Annotated in this window: 14 protein-coding genes; 12 read left to right on the top strand and 2 right to left on the bottom strand. The window is 56.1% G+C overall.

Annotation, left to right across the window (positions count from 1 at the left end):
• Positions 1 to 54 precede the first annotated feature (54 nt).
• The 10 genes from ANT_RS14950 to ANT_RS14910 all read left to right on the top strand — a co-directional run bounded on the left by ANT_RS14950 (position 55) and on the right by ANT_RS14910 (position 15,215).
• Positions 55 to 1,863 (top strand): hypothetical protein, encoded by a 1,809-nt coding sequence (locus ANT_RS14950; RefSeq protein ID WP_013561368.1) that lies wholly within the window; start codon positions 55 to 57, stop codon positions 1,861 to 1,863.
• The gene (locus tag ANT_RS14945; RefSeq protein WP_013561367.1) at positions 1,860 to 3,209 is read left to right on the top strand and encodes a helix-turn-helix domain-containing protein; all 1,350 of its coding nucleotides are present in this window, start codon (positions 1,860 to 1,862) and stop codon (positions 3,207 to 3,209) included. The genes ANT_RS14950 and ANT_RS14945 overlap by 4 nt, the downstream gene beginning before the upstream one ends.
• Before the next feature lie 141 nt (positions 3,210 to 3,350).
• Entirely contained in the window at positions 3,351 to 4,577 is a 1,227-nt protein-coding gene (locus ANT_RS14940; RefSeq protein WP_013561366.1) for a hypothetical protein, read from the top strand.
• A gap of 47 nt (positions 4,578 to 4,624) precedes the next feature.
• The gene (locus ANT_RS14935) at positions 4,625 to 5,860 is read left to right on the top strand and encodes a P-loop NTPase family protein (RefSeq protein ID WP_041455085.1); all 1,236 of its coding nucleotides are present in this window, start codon (positions 4,625 to 4,627) and stop codon (positions 5,858 to 5,860) included.
• 35 nt (positions 5,861 to 5,895) lie between these two features.
• Positions 5,896 to 8,955 (top strand): ATP-binding protein, encoded by a 3,060-nt coding sequence (locus ANT_RS14930; protein ID WP_013561364.1) that lies wholly within the window; start codon positions 5,896 to 5,898, stop codon positions 8,953 to 8,955.
• Positions 8,956 to 9,262: 307 nt separating this feature from the next.
• Positions 9,263 to 10,135 (top strand): formate transporter FocA, encoded by an 873-nt coding sequence (focA, locus tag ANT_RS14925; RefSeq protein ID WP_013561363.1) that lies wholly within the window; start codon positions 9,263 to 9,265, stop codon positions 10,133 to 10,135.
• A gap of 12 nt (positions 10,136 to 10,147) precedes the next feature.
• Positions 10,148 to 12,931 carry a formate dehydrogenase subunit alpha gene (gene fdhF, locus ANT_RS14920; protein WP_013561362.1) on the top strand — a complete coding sequence of 928 codons (2,784 nt, stop codon included), beginning with the start codon at positions 10,148 to 10,150 and terminating at the stop codon, positions 12,929 to 12,931.
• A 143-nt stretch (positions 12,932 to 13,074) separates the two neighbouring features.
• The gene (gene mobA / locus ANT_RS14915; protein WP_013561361.1) at positions 13,075 to 13,698 is read left to right on the top strand and encodes a molybdenum cofactor guanylyltransferase; all 624 of its coding nucleotides are present in this window, start codon (positions 13,075 to 13,077) and stop codon (positions 13,696 to 13,698) included.
• Entirely contained in the window at positions 13,652 to 13,897 is a 246-nt protein-coding gene (locus ANT_RS17505; RefSeq protein WP_155818177.1) for a hypothetical protein, read from the top strand. Before mobA ends, ANT_RS17505 begins: the two co-directional genes overlap by 47 nt.
• A 181-nt stretch (positions 13,898 to 14,078) precedes the next feature.
• Complete coding sequence (locus ANT_RS14910; RefSeq protein ID WP_013561360.1) at positions 14,079 to 15,215, top strand: DUF1786 domain-containing protein; 1,137 nt, start codon at positions 14,079 to 14,081, stop codon at positions 15,213 to 15,215.
• A 188-nt stretch (positions 15,216 to 15,403) separates the two neighbouring features.
• On the opposite strand, the gene lysS is transcribed toward ANT_RS14910, so the two are convergent.
• Complete coding sequence (lysS, locus tag ANT_RS14905; protein WP_013561359.1) at positions 15,404 to 16,939, bottom strand: lysine--tRNA ligase; 1,536 nt, start codon at positions 16,937 to 16,939, stop codon at positions 15,404 to 15,406.
• 106 nt (positions 16,940 to 17,045) lie between these two features.
• On the bottom strand, positions 17,046 to 17,513 hold the full coding sequence (greA, locus tag ANT_RS14900; protein ID WP_013561358.1) for a transcription elongation factor GreA: 468 nt from the start codon (positions 17,511 to 17,513) through the stop codon (positions 17,046 to 17,048).
• 330 nt (positions 17,514 to 17,843) lie between these two features.
• Between greA and ANT_RS14895 the strand changes: the two genes are divergently transcribed.
• Both ANT_RS14895 and ANT_RS14890 read left to right on the top strand, forming a co-directional pair.
• Positions 17,844 to 18,062 (top strand): hypothetical protein, encoded by a 219-nt coding sequence (locus tag ANT_RS14895; protein ID WP_013561357.1) that lies wholly within the window; start codon positions 17,844 to 17,846, stop codon positions 18,060 to 18,062.
• 5 nt (positions 18,063 to 18,067) lie between these two features.
• On the top strand, positions 18,068 to 18,556 hold the full coding sequence (locus tag ANT_RS14890) for a nuclear transport factor 2 family protein (RefSeq protein WP_013561356.1): 489 nt from the start codon (positions 18,068 to 18,070) through the stop codon (positions 18,554 to 18,556).
• Positions 18,557 to 18,559: the final 3 nt, after the last annotated feature.

Below are 18,559 nucleotides of genomic sequence, written 5' to 3'. Positions count from 1 at the left end.
GTTTACCCCAGCCTTTTGAGAAAAAATCCGAATCTCGCTTTTGAGCAAATCTTTGTGAAGGTCACTCAGGACAATCGTTTTGGCGAAAGTGTTTTTTCTGTTGCGTTACCTGCGCCAAAAGATGGATGGTGGCGGCTGATTGTGGACCGCATTTTGGAGTTATCTATCATCGGCTTGATTCTTCAACAATTAGGGGCTTTTTTCGAACGGCTGGAAAAAGAGAACAAAGAGAGAGAAGGGAAAGCCCGTCAGTTTTTGGAAGACAGTACACCCGAAAAAGTGGGCGTGTTGGAAATCATCTATCGCTGGACAGCAAAGAACAAAGAGTGGTCAGATAAACCTCGGAAAAACCTTCTTGAAGAAAAACGCCAGCAGTGGGCAAAGAATCCAGAGCATCAAAAACGCTTCCTGCAAGACCTGGCAGGGTTGCCTGAGCCGGAGATGCTCCGCGTTCTTGAAGAGGCACAAAAATTCTTTGGGGAAATAAAACCGGGTGAACAATCGGCTTTGGCGATTTCCCTGGGGAAACTGAAAGACGTCCTCAACCGGAATTTCTCTGATAAAGACTGGGAGGCTAAAGCCCAGGGGATTTTAGCCCTTTGGGATGCCTTTGACGCTCCTTCGCGCGGCGTGGTTCTGAAAGCCCTCAATTGCCTCGAGGAGCGCTTGCTTCAGAAGGGTACTGCTGAACTGGAAAATAGGTTTTTCAATTCCTCCAAGCGCCGGCGCCTCATTCCTTTCCTGTCCAATAGAGATCTTCAGGAAAAGTTACGGGGATATATTCCGGAAGTTCGTACTACGCTCGACCTTACCCCAGAGCCAGAAGATCCACCGGATATCCGAGGTTTTTTGAAAGAACAGCACGGCATTCGGCGCAATCCTTTTGGGGTGACTTATAACTTCTTTGATCCACTGATCTGGGTACGCCGTGAAAACCCGCAAAGTGAAGATTTGTTGCTATCTCCTTCGCCCAATGTAATTTTCTTGTCCCATCCTGATGATGGGAATATTGCGTCATTGTATTTTTCGTATCTTTTTATGAGCGATTATAAAAACAATAAGATACCTGCAGCAAACGAGTTTATCTTGTGTGCGCGATTGACCTCTGTAGAAGATTTTCCTATCACTCCACTTCAGCAAATTGTTCAATCGGTAGCAAGAGCTTGGCTGGAAATTCTTCCAGTCAGTCCCTGGACTGCGCTCGACCTGCCAGCACCTCAACGCTCTGTACTGGGCGGTTTACTGGTGTGGTACCTGCAGGATGTTTATGCTCTGCGCAACCACCTGGAACAGAATCTTACTTCCATTGAAGACAGGAATGCCCTGGAAACTTTTTTGTATGAGGTGGATAAGGAGGTTAAACCAAAGCCACCAGTGAATTCTCCGCCTTATGAGATCCTGATGGATTGGTGCACCCTGCGTCCGTTTCAGTCAAGATACACCTACCTGTTTGTGCAGGATACGGCTTTTCCTGAACGGGATCCCTCCCATGCTTTCTGGTGGCAGATGTTTTCCAGGCTATTGCCGGATTTGATCACCCGCAATCTCATTCCCAAAATTTTTACCCCGTTGAGAAATCCGCCTGTGGAAGCCCTTCCTGCAATGTCTCTCTCATGGAGCCCGGAGCAGTTGGAGAGGATTTTAAGAGACCGTTTTCTCAGGGTGGGAGGACAGGATTTGGGTCAGTTATTTGTGGATGTTGCGGCCGAAGAAGCCAGAGAACGTTTCTTCCCTGCTTGCCAGGGTTCCTACGGACGTATGCTACGGCTGGGACAGAGATTGATCCGGTATCATGTGGAACATCGTCCCGAGGAAAGGTGGATTTCGCTGGATGAATTGGATGCGGTGATTGGAGGACAATGACCCTGCAGGCGACCCCGGAAGACCTTTTTACCCTGTTGCGCGCCGAACGAGAAGGCGCGTGGCTGGGGCGTGTGTTTGTGTCTCCAGAGGGGGTTGAGCGCGTTCGCGGGATGCAATCGGTCATTCTTGTGGGGGCGGACGGCGTGGGAAAAACCGCGCTGATGGAATACCTGAAGGGACAATCCCTGCACAACCCTGCCGGTCCGCTGATGGTATGGTGGCGCCCTGTTCCCCTTCCTGCCCCCGATGCTCTTCAGAGTGTGAACGGGTTTCGCGAGCAGGCATTTCAAGAAACGAGCATTGCCGCGCTGGATTGGGCAGGGCGCTTTCCTCATCTGGTGAAACAAGCCCCGCAATATGCGCAACGTTCCTGGGTTGCCTGTGTGGATGCGTTTATCCCGCCTTTTCAGCAAGAGCGTTTACTGTATGAGTATCCTGTCTTGAGGGAACTCCTTTCCGATTTGCGCGCAAGGGTGGATCAGACGTTTTCTGCACTTTTTTCCATCCCTTCTCTGGATGTGTTACGCGCCTGGGTGGATGCCTTGCGGGCGATGGGCTGTTTGGGGGTCTGGGTGGTGGTGGATGGATTGGAAATGTGGCAAAGCCCGGAAAGCGATGCTTTGCTGGTTCAAATGAAGCATCTCTTGAGTTCCATGGTATGGTTTGAGCAAGCCGGGTTTGCCCTCAAAATTCTTGCTCCCGAGCGCTTCCAGAAGGTACTGCTTTCTGCAATAAAGCCGGAAAACAAACGCATTCAGCCTGCGATGCTCATCTGGAGTGTGGAAAAGTTGAAAGAAATTGTGGAGTGCCGCTTGCACTGGATTACTGGAAAGCCTGAACCCACGCTGGAAACCCTGGTGCAGGACGGCTTCCTGCTGACGGTCTTAAAACAGTATGGCGGGATGCTCCCCCGCGGCTGGCTGGATCTGACGTATCCTTTCGTCAAAGCCTATCTGGAGAAAAAATCTCCCCTTACTATGGCGGAAGGAGAGCAGATTTTGCGGAAATATCCCCCCCGCCTGCGTCTGGACCTGCAGCGCAAGCGCGTCATTCTGGGGTACTCTGTCTGGGAAGTTTCGCCACAGTCCTATGATTTGCTGGAGTATCTCTACCGTCAGCCCGATTTTTCCTGTACCAAAGAAGAACTGTATTACAGGGGTATTCGCCGGTATGAGAACATTCCCGCTCCTGGGAGTAAAGAATGGGAGCCGCCTTCTGACTGGTGGGGGGTGATGGATACTGCCCTGTGGCGTCTGCGCCGGGAAATTGAACGGGACCCCGGGAATCCTCTCTACATTCTCAGCGAGCGCAGGAAAGGAATGGTACGCCTGAACTGGCTATGGTGAGAGAAGTGTGAGAGATGTGCTAGAAAACAGAGAGTGAGGAGTAAGGTATAAAAGTTGTGCAGACAGGATAATGTTTTTATCCTGGGTTTTGGTAAGAGAAAAGTAAGAGAAACGAAAGGGATTTGTTAGAATTTTTGTTCTATGAAGAAACCATGGATGGAGGATTGGGGATTTGCCTTTGATCCCTTCGAGCATCTGGAAGCCTCGCAGGATGTCCATCTGCACCGCTATCTGGTGGGACACCGTGACTGGTCTGCCGTGCTCGCCGAACAGCCCCACGTGGTCTTTTCGCCTCCCGGCGGAGGAAAGACAGCCCTGCGCCTTTACCTGTATCGCACCTGCTGGACGGGCGGGCAGGGACAGCGTCCCTTTGCTTTGCATTACTCCCTCCCTGACTGCTGGGAATTTCACACCCTGGCATCGTTAGCCCAACTTTCGGAGGAGGAACTGTACCAACAGCACCTGTCTCAAATGGTACGCATGGGCGCGCGCTCCCTTTTCTTCGGGTCTTGCTATTTCCCGGTGCTGTTTCTCCACCACTGCCCGCCTGCTCAACGAGCCGCCCTTGCGCAGTTCATAGACCACGTTGCCCCGGAAACGCGCTGGTACCTTGAGGTGATTCGCGAAACCAAAAACCCCAACACGGCGGCAGTCCACGCGGGCAATGCCTTTGTGTTGAATCATCAGCCGGATTTTGCCCTGCTGGAAGCCTTTCTGAGGGAATGGGAAAAAGCCCTGAAGGGAGAGAAGAGCACTGCGCCGTTTTCCTCTTCCCTGGAAGCCTTCGAACAGGAACTTTTTTTGATTCGGGAGGTATTGGGATTCCCCGGAATTTTTATTTTGATGGATGGCGTGGATGGGATGACCGCATACCAGCGCCTGGATGCCCGTAAGGTTCTGAAACCGTTGTTGCGGCGCATTCCCGAGTGGGGAGAACAGGACATTTTCCTGAAAGCCTTTCTTCCGGAAGAAGTTCATGAGGTGTTGGAAGAAGATCTCCGGGAAGTCCTTAACCAGTTCCCGCCCCTTTTCATCCGCTGGCAAGTCAGCGACCTGATTGAATTACTTCAGGCGCGTATTCGCGTGGCTACCGGAGGAGCCTTCGACTCGTTTGCTTCTGTCGCGGCTCCTCCGTTGTGTTATGAAGAAGTGGAGCGCATCCTGGTCTCGATGCTTCCTGAACACCGCTTGCTACCCCGCGAGGCATTGACGCTGGTCAGCGAGTTGCTCAATGCCTATACCCAGAGGATGGAGCATTTTCACCCGCTCAAACGTCTGGAGCAGGAGGACGTGGAATGGGCTGGGAGGCGCTATCGGCAACAGTACGAAATCTTTGCTAACCGAACGGAGATTCAGTCATGGAGGTAATGATTGCAAGAATCAGGAGGAAGGAATTCGGGAATGGAGGAGAAGTCATGACAGAGAACAAGGAAACATCGTTGCCGGGTAATGGAAATGTCATGGAATATCAACCAGATTATTTCGTTGACCGCAAGGGTGAACTTGACCTCGTCAGGAACATGCTTACAGGTCATGAAAAAGCAGGCAGCCGGGTCATTCTGGTGGAGGGGGAACGCGGCATGGGTAAAACCTGGCTGGCTCTGCACCTGCACCGCACTGTTTTGACAAAGTCTGAACGGGTAAAATCTCTGCTTGTGCTGATGGTGCCGCCCTCATGGGCAAAGTCTTCTGAGAGGGAGTACTGCGTCCCTTCCCTGGAAAATGCGGATCTGAAACAAACCCTTCAAGAACTTCTGCGGTGGATGGCTGAGGGTCTGGGGGTGCAATTACCGCATGAGCCGGCACTGGAAGAAATCAGCGACCGCATCCTGCGGCACGTGGAAGGCGACGAATTTACCCGCTACTGGCTGTTGCTGGATTCGGTGTACGAATGCCGCTGGGAGTTCGTGGAACTTTTGGAGAATGTTTTCCTGATGCGCTTCATGGCGCTTCCCAATGCGTACCTGTGGGCAAGCGGACGCGGCAGGCCCTATCCGTGGAAAATCCCTGAAACCAGCCGGGCAGTTGTGAGTTCTCTTGCACTGTTTAATGAAGACAGTCTTCGCGATCAATTGAATAAATTTATGAGGGTGGCTGAGAAGGAGCTTGAAAACCGTGTCAAATGGGTGGCAGAATTGGGCAAAGGGATTCCGCTTCTGTCCCAAACGCTGGTACAAACCCAAACGAAAGAAGAGGGTTTAAAGAAAGCGGTGGCCCTGTTGCTCGAAGTCATCCCAGAATCCCGGCGGGAGCACTTGCGCAGGGTGCTTGAGCGCCTCAGCGTGCTGGATGGATTTCGCGAGGAAGAGATGGCATACCTGCTTGAAAAAGACGGGCAGAAAGTTCCACTTGACGAGGTGCGCCGTATCCGCGATGAATTGCTGAGGGTTTCGCTGGTTCGCTGGGAGAAAAGCAAATTTGTTATGGACCAGCCTTTACAGGAAATTTTGCAAGAGTACATGAAGGCGTGCAACCCCGAAGAATGGGAGCGCCTGAACCAGTGCATGATTGACTACTATGAGGATTTGAGAGACAAACCGGCGTTTAAGAACTACCAGAAATATCTGGACGAAAAGATTCTCTTTTACCGAGAGGCAATGGGAAAAGAACAGAAAAGCAACCCAACTTCGGCAGTACATTCTCCGAGTTGATAAATTCATGCTCAGCGCAGGACCAGGGAGGAAAGATGAACCACGAATGGAGTCGGCAAGCTACCGGGGCGGTAAACATCCCCGAACTGATTGGACGGCAACAGGTTCTGGAAGCGGTTTTCCGGGCAATTCGTGACCCCAGCCAGACCTTGCATGTGCTGTATCTGTCCGGCGAGGGCGGGTTGGGAAAAACCCGTCTGCTTCAGCACGTGCTGGATACCCTCCGTAATGAACCGGAGGTGGTTGCCCTGGAAACCCTGCTGGATCTGTATCATGTGGAACTGCACACCCTGGAAGGCTTCATGAAAGAAGTGGTGCGTTTGCTTCCTGAGGAGGTCAAGTCTTCTTTTGATGAGTACGAGAAAGCCTACCGGATGCTTAACCAGTTGCGCGTGCATCAGGAGGGCAAACTCACCGAACAACAAAACCGGGTACAGCAAGCCTTTGAGAAAGGCATGCAGGCGCTGTGCGGAGAGCGCCGTGTGGTGTTGATGCTGGACACCGTGGAGCGTGCGGTGTACCCGGCAGGAGAACAGGGCGAACCTCGCCTTGCCGTTGTCATCCCCTGGTTGAAAGATTGTGTGGGGCGGTGGAAAAACCTGACCTTGATTTTTGCCGGGCGCCAACGCGCCGATGCCGTGTGGCGTTTGTTTCGCGAGGCTTACGCTCTTCCAAAAGAGCAGGCATTTCACATTGGGGCGTTATCGCTTCAGGAGAGCCGCGAGTATCTCCAGGCGCTGGAGCGGCATCTTCGAACCCTGGGAGAGCATTTCGTCGCTGACCGGTTAGCCAGCCTGCCGGAGGAGGTCGTTGAGCGAGTGTGCAGACTTTCGGAAGGGCGCCCGATTTTGCTCTCGCTGCTGGCAGATTACTTCTCGGTTGCCGAACGCGGGCAGTTGCCCCCCGTACTGGAGTCCGCCGGGCAGGCTGAGCGCAGGGATCTGGAAGAGCAGTTGGTGCGGCGGTTTATGGAGAGCGGCGAATTGGGCGAGACGATTACCGCCATTGGGCGCGCTCCCCGCGGTGTGGATGCCCCTCTGCTGGCAAAATTGCTGAATATCCCGGAAAACGAAGCCCGGGAACGTTTGCAAAAAATTAAAAAGTTCACTTTCATCAAAGCGCGGGTGGATGAAACCTATTTCCTGCACGACGAGATGTACGCGCTGGTGCGCCGGCAGGTCTTTGACACCCCAGACGATGCCGTTCCAGCAAGCCGAGCCTTTGCGGCGATTAAGGATGATGTGGAAAAACGCTTGAATCGGGTGAGACAACAACTCGATGAACTGTTTGCCCCGGTGCTTAAAGCCACTTCGGAGACGCTGAAGTTTACGGAACTGGCAGAAGCCTACAGCGCCCGCCGCAAATGGTTGGGGTTTAAACTATTTTACTTCCTGCACTATGACTTTGAACGCGGACTGCGTCATTTCTTTCGCTTCTCCCAGGAAGCCCTGCGTGCCCGCGACGTCTGGATGGATTTGCAACTGCAAGCCGAATTGTGGGATTTCTTGAGCACTTACTTTTCCCATGCCGACGATAAACGTCTTGGGGGTGCCTTTTCGAAAGAACTGTTCCAGACGCTTTTGCAAATTCATGAACTCTACCACCTGTCCATCGCCGGGGAGAATGAACGTTTGGAGGCATTGCGTCAGCAACTGGAGCGCGTAGCCTTGGAACAGGGCTGGCAGGAACACCTGCCCATTGCCCTGCTGGCGCTCTACACTGTGCTGGGGGATATTTATAGCGGAAGAGGCACGCTGGAGGATTCGGCAAAAGCAGAGGAATACTTCCAGAAAGCCTTTGGAGTCTTCCCGGAGGAATTCCAGACGGGATGGAGCCAGGGAGTGGATGAATCTGCCGAGCGGCTCAAGGAGCGCTTCACCTCTGTTGAAGTTTGGTATTTGAAAGCCTATCAGGCGCGGGCGATGTTTGCCAGGGCCTACCTGATGCGCATGAGAGGGCATCTGACAGAAAGTATCCCCGGATACCAGAAAGCCATTGCCCTGTTGCGGCAGATTAACTTGCAGGTGAATCTTGCCACTGCCATGAATGATTTGGGGTACACCCAGGCCGCCCAGGGTAATTGGGATACTGCATATCGCCTGATTCAGGATGCTATGAATCTGCATCAGGAGTTAAGCGCGTATGCCTCAATGTGTTTTGACCTCAATGCGCTTTCCAGAGCCAAAATTATGGAGGGCTATTCGCTGGCAGAAGCCATCGAACTGGCAACCCGCGCGTTGGCGCTCTCGCGCGCCCTGGGGTTTCCCCGCATGGTGGGGATGTCCTGCCGCAATCTGGCGGAAGCCAAGCGCCGTTCTGCGCGCAGTGATCTGCTTACTTTCTCGGAGAAAAAAGAGTTGCTCCGCCAGGCGCGCGACCACGCCTGCGAAGCCCGCGACGCTTTCGAAGAAGTTGGCGAAAAAGCCCGTCTGATCGAAGCCTGGATGGAAATCGGCTGTGCTACGCGCGATTGGGTAAAACTGCTCGTCAGCCGTATCCATCCCGACCCGGCGGATTCGGTGGAACGATTGGTTGCCGAAAGCCGTAAAGCGTTTGAGAGGGCAATCCGTCTGGCACAGGAGGAAAAATTACTGCACAAAGAACTGGACAGCCTGGTCAACCTGGCGTGGCTGGAGTACTACCGTCTGAAGGAAAATGAAATAATTTCTGAGGAGTTGAAAGAAGCCATTCAAAGAGTGGAAAAACTTATTCCCAAACCCGAAACGGGAGAAATTAATCCCGAAATCTGGGTGTGGGCGGGAAAACTGTATACTCTCAAGGGGGTGGTGAATTTTCACGTCTTGAAACAATTGGACCGCAACAGACGAAAAGAGTTCACTGCCGTGCAACAAGACAAGGAGATTCAGCACCTTCTGGAAGAATTGGGAGAAAATTTTGCCAGAGGGCTTGAGGAAAGTTCCCGCTACTCTCAAAATTCGCAGGGCATCCGCAACGCCAAGCAGGATATCTATGACCGCTTGAAAATCCTGAACGCCGTCGAACTCAAGGTACTGTGTCGAAAAGTGAAATCCATCTATCCCAAAGAGAGTGCGCTGGAGAAATTCCTGCGCGAGGTGATGCTCTGGGTGGAGTAAATGCTGCCTGTGGAATACGATTGAATGGATCATCCCCTCCCATTATCAGGGAGGGGATGACTTTGCTAACCAGCCTTCCGCCCCCCATCAGGAAGACCACCCCTTCTGCCACAGAAATCATAAGGATCGCCAGGCTCCAGAGGACTTTCTCATCACCCTTTTTATGGATTTTCCCTGTTACACTTTTCCTTGCCCTTTTATGACATTTTCCTGTTTGCTTTTCTGGATTCTTTCGTTAAACTTTTATGGAGATATAGTTGCAAATCATTACCCGATTTATCCAAATCTTAAAGGAGTCTTTTCCCTTATGTTGACGAACGGCGAGATCAGTCTGGATGCCTTACTGCCCCCTGAAATGGCAAAGAAAGCCGAGGCTATCGGCGTCAAAAAAGCCAGTCTGGATTTGCTTTCCATGTTTGCGCTGGCAGTGCTGGCGGGCGCGTTTATCGCCATGGGCGCCATCTTTTCCACCACTGTCTCCGCTGGCTCTACCCTGCCTTACGGCGTAACCCGTTTGCTGGCGGGGTTGGCTTTCTCGCTGGGGCTGACGCTGGTGGTGGTGGGCGGCGCAGAACTCTTTACCGGCAATGTGCTCATCCTCATGGCGTTTGCCAACGGCAAGGTTTCGTTCGGCGCGTTACTGCGCAACTGGCTGGTGGTGTACCTGGGTAATTTTGTCGGCTCGCTGGCGACGGCGGGACTGGTCTTCCTCAGCAAGCAGTACACCTTCGGCAACGGCGTGGTGGGGCTGACGGCGCTGAACATCGCCAACAGCAAATCGGCGCTGGAGTTTGTGCCTGCCGTGGCGCTGGGTATTTTATGCAATGCGCTGGTGTGCCTGGCGGTCTGGCTGACCTACAGCGCCCGCACCACCACTGATAAAATCCTCGCCATCCTGCCGCCCATTACCGCCTTCGTCGCCGCGGGGTTTGAACACAGCATTGCCAACATGTACTTCATTCCGCTGGGATTGTTCATCAAAAACTGGGCGCCGGCATCCTTCTGGGGGTTGAAAGCGCTGGAAGAAGCCGGCAAGACGGCTGGCAGTTTCACCGCGCTGACCTGGGGCAATTTCTTCGTCAACAACCTCATCCCCGTGACCCTCGGCAATATCATCGGCGGCGGGGTGCTGGTGGGGCTGGTGTACTGGTTCGTCTATCTGCGCGGACATAAAGGTTAGAATGGAGGTGTAATGATGGTGACCCTGACCATTGACGGGAAAACCATTCAGGTGCCCGAAGGCACCACCGTGCTGGAAGCCGCCGAGCAACTGGGGATAACCATCCCCACGTTGTGCTACCACAAGGACTTAAGCCCCTACGGCGGATGCCGTCTGTGCGTGGTGGAGGTCAAGGGGGCGCGCACTCCGCTGGCATCCTGCACGCTGACGGTGAGCGAAGGCATGGAGGTCAAAACCCAATCGCCCGGTCTGGAAGCCAGCCGCCGCATGGTGCTGGAACTTCTGCTCTCCAACTACCACGACGCCGGGTATGCCGCCAATGATGGGCGCTTTAACGAACTGGAACACTGGGCAAGCGCGCATGGTCTGGACGTCAAGTACTTGCAAGCCAAAGCCCCGCGCTTTGAAATCAACAGCGACCCCAGCCCGGCAATCTGGGTGGATCTGAACAAGTGCATCCTGTGCACCCGCTGTATCCGCGCCTGTGCCGAAGTGCAGGGACGCTTCGTGTGGGGATTAGCCGAGCGCGGGTTTGATTCGCACATCGTGGCAGGCTCGGGTGAGCCATTGCTGGAAGCGCGCTGTGAGTCCTGCGGCGCCTGCGTGGCGTACTGCCCCACCGGTGCGCTGGACAACAAGCCTTCGGTAGGCAAGGGCAAAGCCGAAAAAGTGGTCACCACCACCTGCACCTACTGCGGGGTAGGCTGTCAGTTTGACCTGAACGTGAAAGACGGCAAAATTCTGCGCGTCACGTCCAACCCCAACGCGCCGGTCAACGGCATGCGCCTGTGCGTCAAGGGGCGCTACGGCTATCAGTTTGTGCATCATCCTCAGCGGCTGACGCGCCCGCTGGTGCGCCAGTACCTGCTGGAAGGCAAGCCCCGCCCGGCAGGCGCCGACCGCGGACCCTGGGTGGAAGTGGATTGGGACACCGCGCTCAACCTGACGGCACAAAAACTGGATGATGCTCGTCTGCAGTTTGGCGCCGACAGCGTGGGTATTCTGGCTTCGGCAAAATGCACCAACGAAGAGAATTACCTGATGAACAAACTGGCGCGCCAGGTCATCGGCACCAACAACATTGACCACTGCGCCCGCCTGTGCCACTCCAGCACGGTCGCCGGGCTGGCACTGGCGTACGGCTCCGGCGCGATGAGCAACACCATGAAAGACGTTGCCGAGCAGTCGCAGGCCCTGTTTGTGATTGGTTCGAATACCACCGAACAGCATCCCGTGTTCGGCACCATGCTCCGTCAGGCGGTTCTGCGCCGCGGGGTGAAACTCATCGTTGCCGACCCGCGCAGGATTGATCTGTGCGAGTTTGCCACCCTGCATCTGCAACAGCGCCCCGGTACCGATATTGCCCTGCTGAACGGCTTGATGTACATCATCCTCGAAAAAGGCTGGGCGGATGAAGCCTTTATCGCCGAGCGTACCGAGAACTTCGATGCCTTCCGCGAGAATCTCAAAGACTACCCGCCCGAAAAGGTTGCCGAAATCACCGGTGTGCCGGTGGAGCAACTCTACGCGGCGGCGGAGATTATGGGTACGCACAAGCCCATGGCGGTCATCTGGGCGATGGGCATCACCCAGCACATTGTCGGCGTGCAGAATGTGCTTTCGCTGGCAAACCTGCAGATGCTGTTGGGCAACATGGGCATCCCCGGCGGCGGTGTCAACCCTCTGCGCGGACAGAACAACGTGCAGGGCGCCTGCGATATGGGCGGTCTGCCCGATGTGTACCCCGGCTATCAGAAGGTTACCCTCGATGAAGCCCGCCAGCGCTTTGAGCAAGCCTGGGGCGCCAGCCTCTCGCCCAATCTGGGCATGACCGTTACCGAGATGATTCCGGCGGCGTGCGAGGGCAAAATCAAAGCCATGCTCATTATGGGCGAAAATCCGGTGATGAGCGATCCCGACTCCAATCACGTGCGCCACTGCCTGGAACGCCTGGACTTCATGGCGCTGATAGAAATCTTCCCTTCCGAAACCTCGGTCTATGCCGATGTGCTGTTACCGGCGGTGACCTTTGCCGAGAAGGACGGCACCTTCACCAACACCGAGCGGCGCATCCAGCGCGTGCGCCAAGCCATTGACCCCATCGGCGAAGCCCGCCCCGACTGGATCATCCTGAGCGGCCTGGCAAAGCGCATCCTTCAGCGCGGCAACCGTAAGATTGATGCCAGCGCGCCCTTTGCCGGCTGGGAGTACACCTCTCCCGCTCAAATCATGGACGAAGTGGCGGCGGTCACGCCCATCTACGCCGGCGTGGACTACGAGCGCCTGGATCGCGGCGAGAGCCTGCAATGGCCTGTACGCGGGAAGGATCACCCCGGCACGCCCATCCTGCACGTGGGGCAGTTCACCCGCGGCAGGGGCAAGTTCCATCCCACGGTACACGTCCCGCCCGCCGACCAGCCCGATGGACAGTTCCCGATGATTCTGACCACCGGGCGCGTGCTGTACCACTGGCACGGCGGCGAGATGACCCGCCGCGCCGAAACCCTGATGGCAATTTACGACCGCCCGCTAGTGGAGATCAGCCCGGAAGACGCCGAGGCGCTGGGTGTCAACGGCAACCGCCGTCTGCGCCTCACCTCGCGGCGCGGGAGCATCGAAGCCGAAGCCTGGGTCACCGACCGCGTGCCGCCGGGCTTACTGCACGCCAACTTCCACTTCCCCGAGTCGCCCACCAACGAGTTGACCATCGCCGCCCTCGATCCCATCTCCAAGATTCCCGATTTCAAGGTGACGGCGGTGCGGGTGGAACTGGTGAAAGAGCCGGAGAAGGTGTAAGATGGTCACTGCGAGACCCGAAGAGTCGAAGCAATCCCTTGGGATGCGGGAATCAATGGGTTTCGTACTTCATTGAACTCGCGAGGGTTAAATCATGGGGGGTGTCTTTGCGACAGCCCCCTTTGAGGCATGCGAGAGGAACAGTGAACGAACGATTCACGGTGGTGATTCAGGCGGGCGGCGAATCGCGCCGCATGGGAGAGGACAAAGCCCTGCTGTCCTTTCTGGGCGAGCCTTTAATTGCGCGCGTCCTGCGCCGCATCCAGCCAATTGCCGACGAAATCATCGTGGTTGCCCGTCAGCCGGAAACGCTGGCGTTTCTGGGCGTGAAGGTGGTCTCCGACCTTCTGCCGGGGGTGGGCGCGCTGGGCGGACTGCATACCGCGCTGGCGGTTGCCGGGAATCCGCTGGTGGGGGTGGCGGCGTGCGATATGCCCTTTGTCAGCCCCGAGATTTTGAAGGTTGCCTGCCGGCGCCTGCAGGAAAGCGGCGCCGATGCGGTCATCCCCTTGCTGGAAGAGGGTTGGGAGCCTCTGCATGCCGTTTACCGGCGGGAGACCTGCCTGCCGCTGGTGGAGCGCGCCATTCAGCGCGGCGAGCGGCGTCTGATTTCCTGGCACAGCGAAGCCCGCATCCTGCCCCTCGCTGAGGATGAAATCTGCCTTTTGGATGCCCATCTGCAGGCGTTTTTGAACATCAACACCCCCGAAGACCTGCGCCTTGCCGAAGCCCTGGCAAGGGAAGAGGAACAGTCTGGCGCAGGCTGAGTTATGCCGAAGCCGCTGGCTGAGCCATGCCGAAGCCAGCGTGCCCCGAGCCTGCCGAGGGGTACGCCTGCCACTGGCTGAGCCTTGGCTGGTGAGCCTGCCGAGCCATACCGAAGCCTGCAATTTTGTGAAGGGTGCGGTCTCCACTGTCGGCTCTCCCAACCCTGCCTGCCGTGTGACAGATGCTTTTGACCCTTGAGAGGTGCAACAATGGGCTCATACCTCTTGAGCCATTTTGAAGGGAAAAGGGGGCGAAAATCCTTCCCAAAAAGAAGCCTTTGCAAATCTCTTCCAGGTTGGACGGTGTTGTAAAAGGGTGTGGATTAACCCGATGCAATCATGTTAAAATCTAAAAAATCACGAAATAGTCCAGACAACCTATGAAAATTCTGGCAGTTGATGTTGGTACCGGCACGCAGGATATCCTGCTGTTCGACTCGCACCTGGACGTGGAGAACGCCCTGCAATTGGTGTTGCCTTCGGCGACCATGATTTTGCGCCGGCGTATTCAGCGGGCAACGCAGAGGCGCTCTGCCATTGTGTTGTACGGACAAATCATGGGCGGGGGACCGTGCGCTTGGGCGGTAGAGGATCACCTCAAAGCCGGGCTGACCGTGTACGCCACCCCTTCTGCCGCGCAAACCCTCAATGATGACCTGGAAGCCGTCGAGGACATGGGGGTCCGAGTCATCACCGAGAGCGATGTGTACCGTCTGCCCGAGGGGGTGGAGCGCATTGAGATGAAGGATTTTGACTTTGGAATGCTGAGGCGCACCCTGCTGTCTTATGAGGTTTCGCTGGATGACCTGGCGGCGGTAGCGGTGGCGGTCTTCGATCATGGCGCCGCGCCGCGCGGGGTCTCCGACCGGCAATTCCGCTTCGATTACCTCGATCGGCGCATCCGTGTTGAGAATCGCCTGAGCGCCTTTGCTTATCCTGCCCAAGCCGTTCCGCCGGAGATGACCCGCCTGCAAGCCGTTGCCGAACAAGCCCAAATGGCAGGTGTTCCTGTAGTGGTTATGGATACCGCCCCTGCCGCCGTGCTCGGAGCGCTCTTCGACCCGCAGGTCAGCCGCTGGGAGCATGCCCTGGTGGTCAATGTGGGCAATTTTCACACCCTGGCGTTCCGCTTTGGCGAACGACGGCGCATTGAAGGGGTGTTTGAGCACCATACCGGCTTCCTCACCCCCGAAAAACTGGATGCTTACCTGACGGCTCTGGCGCAGGGCACCTTGACTCATGAAGAGGTGTTCAGCGATATGGGACACGGTGCTCTGGTGTACCATTCCAACGATACCGGAGAACTCCCGCCGGTGGCAGTCACCGGACCGCGCCGCAGTTTGATGCGGGCTTCCACCCTCCGTCCGTACTTTGCTACTCCCTTTGGGGATATGATGATGAGCGGGTGCTTTGGGTTGCTGGCGGCAGTGGCGGATCATCTGCCCAATCTGCGCGAAGAAATTCTGGAGCGTCTGCATGCCGCACCTTCCGGCGCTGCTCCCTGGGATACCCCCTGAAAGAATTTTCTTTCAACGAACGAGACGTCTCGACAGGTTCGCCAACCGCGCTCGGCGCAGGCTCTCATTTCTCTTTGCGCCTTCGCGGTGATTCCTCTCCGTGTGCCTCGATAGACATCATAACAGCCCCGCCGGGATTTTTTTTTCATCCGGTGGGGCTGTTTTCCGAGCAGGCGGTTTGAATTGCCTTATTCTTCTTTCTTCTCGCCCGGGCGGTCTTCCTCGCGCAGGTGTGGGAAGAGGATGACCTCGCGGATGGTGTGGCGGTCGGCGAGCAGCATCACCAGGCGGTCAATGCCCATACCAAAGCCGCCGCAGGGGGGCATGCCGTAGGACATGGCGCGCAGGTAATCCTCATCCATGGGATGGCGTTCCTCATCGTCGGCGTTGTAATCGCGCCCCATTTCCAGGAAGCGCTGTTCCTGATCCAGTGGGTCGTTCAACTCGGTGAAGGCGTTGCACAGTTCCATCCCGCCGATGTAGCCCTCAAAGCGCTCGGTGATGAGTGGGTTGCCGGGCATGGATTTTGCCAGCGGCGAGATGTCGCGCGGGTAATTGTAGAGGAAAGTGGGCTGAATCAGCGTTGGCTCGAGGTAATCGCCCAGCAGGGAATCGATGAGTTTACCGCGCGAATAACCGGGCTTGGGTTGCATGCCTTTGGCACGCATGGCTTCTGCCAAACTCTCGGCGGTGGGGTGCTGGTCAATGTCAATGCCGGTGGTCTCCAGGATGCCCTGGCGCAGTTCCAGGCGCCGCCACGGCGGGGTGAGGTCAATGGTGTGTCCCTCGTAGGTGATGGTGGTTGTGCCCAGCACCTGTTGCGCCACGTACGCCACCATCTGCTCGGTGATTTCCATCACCTGCAGGTAATCGGCGTACGCCATGTAGAATTCCAGTTGGGTGAACTCGGGGTTGTGCTTGTAAGACACGCCTTCGTTGCGGAAATCCCGCCCGATTTCGTACACGCGGTCGAGCATACCCACCAGCAGGCGTTTGAGGTACAGTTCGAAGGAAATTCGCAGGTAAAGATTCTGCTTGAGTTGATTGTGGTAGGTGACGAACGGGCGCGCCGCCGCCCCGCCGTAGATGGGTTGCAGGATGGGAGTTTCCACCTCAAGAAAGCCCATGTTGTCCAGATAGTCGCGCAGGGCTTTGACGGCGCGGGCGCGGATGCGGAACACCTCGCGCACCTCGGGGTTGACCGCCAGGTCGGCGTAGCGCTGGCGGTAGCGCGTTTCGGGGTCGGTCAATGCGGCGTGGCGGATGACCTTGCCGTCCACCACTTCATCTTTGGCGGCAGGCAGGGGGGTGATGGCTTTGGAAAGCATCTTGAAGGCATGCACGTGCAGGGTGATCTCTCCCGAGCGGGTGCGGAACATCACCCCGGAAGCCTGGATGAAATCGCCCAGGTCAAAGTCGTCGCGGAAGCGCTCCATCTCGGCTTCCCCCAGTTCGTTGACGCGGAAAAACAACTGCAGGCGTCCCCAGCCGTCTTCGATATGGGCAAAGGTCACCTTGCCCATGGTGCGGATGGCGCGCAGGCGTCCCCCCACCGAAACCTGCACGGGGTCGCTGCTGCCTGCTGACTCGGCTTGTTCATAGAGTTGAATGGCTTGCACGGTGGTATGGCTCACCTCGGCGCGGGTGGGGTAGGGCTCAATCCCGCGGGCGCGCATGCGCTCAATTTTTTCCACTCGAATACGTTCCAGTTCCGAAAAATTCATGAAAAATCTCCCTCACTCCGTTCCAGTTTGCTTTCGTTTTTTCAACAAAAACCCCGCCCTGGCAAGACAACCTGTCGGGCGGGGCGAATGAGCCTGCCCGGAAAGCCTACTCCACCTTCAGGATGGTGACGCGGAAACTGCCCTGCGGCGCATCCACCTGGACGTTATCGCCGGCCTTTTTGCCAATCAGGGCTTTGCCCAGCGGGGACTCGTTGGAAATGCGTCCCAGTACCGGGTTGGCTTCAGCCGCACCGACAATGGTGTACACTTCCGGCTCCGCACCTTCTTCCTGAATGGTCACGCGGGAACCTACCTGAACAACGTTGCCGTGTGTCCCGCCTTCTTCGATAATCTTCGCCGATGCCAGCAGGTACTCCAGTTCTTTGATGCGCCCTTCCACGAAGGCTTGCTCGTTCTTCGCCGCTTCGTACTCGGCGTTTTCGATAAGTTCGCCGCCTTCCATGGCTTCGTGCAGGCGTTGTGCGATTTCCTCGCGTTTCTTGGTGCGCAGGTACTCGAGTTCCTCTTGCAGTTTGGCGTATCCTTCACGGGTCAGGAATGGAGTAGTAGGCATAGGGTTTCCTTCTCGTTCACAAAAATGTGGTTCGTTCTCAGGTGCTTAAATGATAAAAAACACTCCGAACGGAGCATTTTGCCTTTTCACCGCTAAAACGACCCCTCTTTCTCAGAGTTGCATTTATCTTAACATATTTTCGTATGGAGTGCAAGAATCTCCGAACGCGGTTCGGTGTTTGCAGGCGTCCGCCATGCTCCCAGCAGAACCCTCGGAAATGCCTGTATGCCTCTCCCGTAAGAATCTCCAGGCATCTTTCACTTGTAATTCTGCCAAAACCTCGTAGAATGAAAGCAGTTCAGGATGTTTTCATTCGGGAGGATACCAGGCATGGATGCGCGTGACCTGTTGATTCTGGGGTTGATCACCGGCATGACGATGATGGCTTTGCTGGCGCTGGAGTTTTTGCGCCGCCGCGCCCTGCGCTGGGAGGCGCATCTCTTCCTGGGCTTGCTGGCAATCTTCCTTCCGGTCGCCGGACCGTTTCTGGCAATTCTGCTTGCGCCGGGATTTTTCATCCCGTCGCGGCAGGTTCACCTGCGGAGGTAAATCTTATGCGTCAGGACCGTTTTCTCACCGCCATTCTGGCGGGGATTGGCGTTTTAATCCTTCTTTCCCTCTCCCTGTACTTCATCCGCCGGGTCGATTTGACCTACGGCGCTGAAGACACCCCCTCGGGCGTTCTGCGCAACTACATCGTTGCCATGCAAAAGCGCGACTTTGAACGCGCCTACACCTATCTGGCAGATCAGGAAAACAAGCCCAGTCTGGCTCAGTTCCGCACTCCGCTGGAAGGCTACCTGTATCGAGAGTTAAGCACCACCGCCATCCGCATTGTGGAAGAATCGGTGCAGGGCGATCAAGCCACCGTGAGCGTGCAGTTGTTGCGCGGGCAAAATCAGCCCTTTACCACGGCTTTCCGCGATACACAAACCGCCACGCTGGTGCGTCAGGGTGGGGCATGGAAAATCACTTCCGTGCCGTACCCCTACTGGGCGTATGAGTGGTATCCGCCCGAACCTGCCAAACCCGCCATGCCCTGAGAG

The sequence above is a fragment of the Anaerolinea thermophila UNI-1 genome (assembly GCF_000199675.1).
In the GTDB taxonomy this organism is placed as follows: Bacteria; Chloroflexota; Anaerolineae; order Anaerolineales; family Anaerolineaceae; genus Anaerolinea; species Anaerolinea thermophila.
Note: the sequence above shows the minus strand (reverse complement) of the source record. Positions and strands in the feature narration are given on the sequence as shown.

Coding starts and splice junctions, on each gene's coding strand:
- ANT_RS14945 (WP_013561367.1), top strand. CDS start 1,860: ATGACCCTGCAGGCGACCCCGGAAGACCTTTTTACCCTGTTGCGCGCC.
- ANT_RS14940 (WP_013561366.1), top strand. CDS start 3,351: ATGAAGAAACCATGGATGGAGGATTGGGGATTTGCCTTTGATCCCTTC.
- ANT_RS14935 (WP_041455085.1), top strand. CDS start 4,625: ATGACAGAGAACAAGGAAACATCGTTGCCGGGTAATGGAAATGTCATG.
- ANT_RS14930 (WP_013561364.1), top strand. CDS start 5,896: ATGAACCACGAATGGAGTCGGCAAGCTACCGGGGCGGTAAACATCCCC.
- focA (WP_013561363.1), top strand. CDS start 9,263: ATGTTGACGAACGGCGAGATCAGTCTGGATGCCTTACTGCCCCCTGAA.
- fdhF (WP_013561362.1), top strand. CDS start 10,148: ATGATGGTGACCCTGACCATTGACGGGAAAACCATTCAGGTGCCCGAA.
- ANT_RS14910 (WP_013561360.1), top strand. CDS start 14,079: ATGAAAATTCTGGCAGTTGATGTTGGTACCGGCACGCAGGATATCCTG.
- lysS (WP_013561359.1), bottom strand. CDS start 16,939: ATGAATTTTTCGGAACTGGAACGTATTCGAGTGGAAAAAATTGAGCGC.
- greA (WP_013561358.1), bottom strand. CDS start 17,513: ATGCCTACTACTCCATTCCTGACCCGTGAAGGATACGCCAAACTGCAA.
- ANT_RS14895 (WP_013561357.1), top strand. CDS start 17,844: ATGGATGCGCGTGACCTGTTGATTCTGGGGTTGATCACCGGCATGACG.
- ANT_RS14890 (WP_013561356.1), top strand. CDS start 18,068: ATGCGTCAGGACCGTTTTCTCACCGCCATTCTGGCGGGGATTGGCGTT.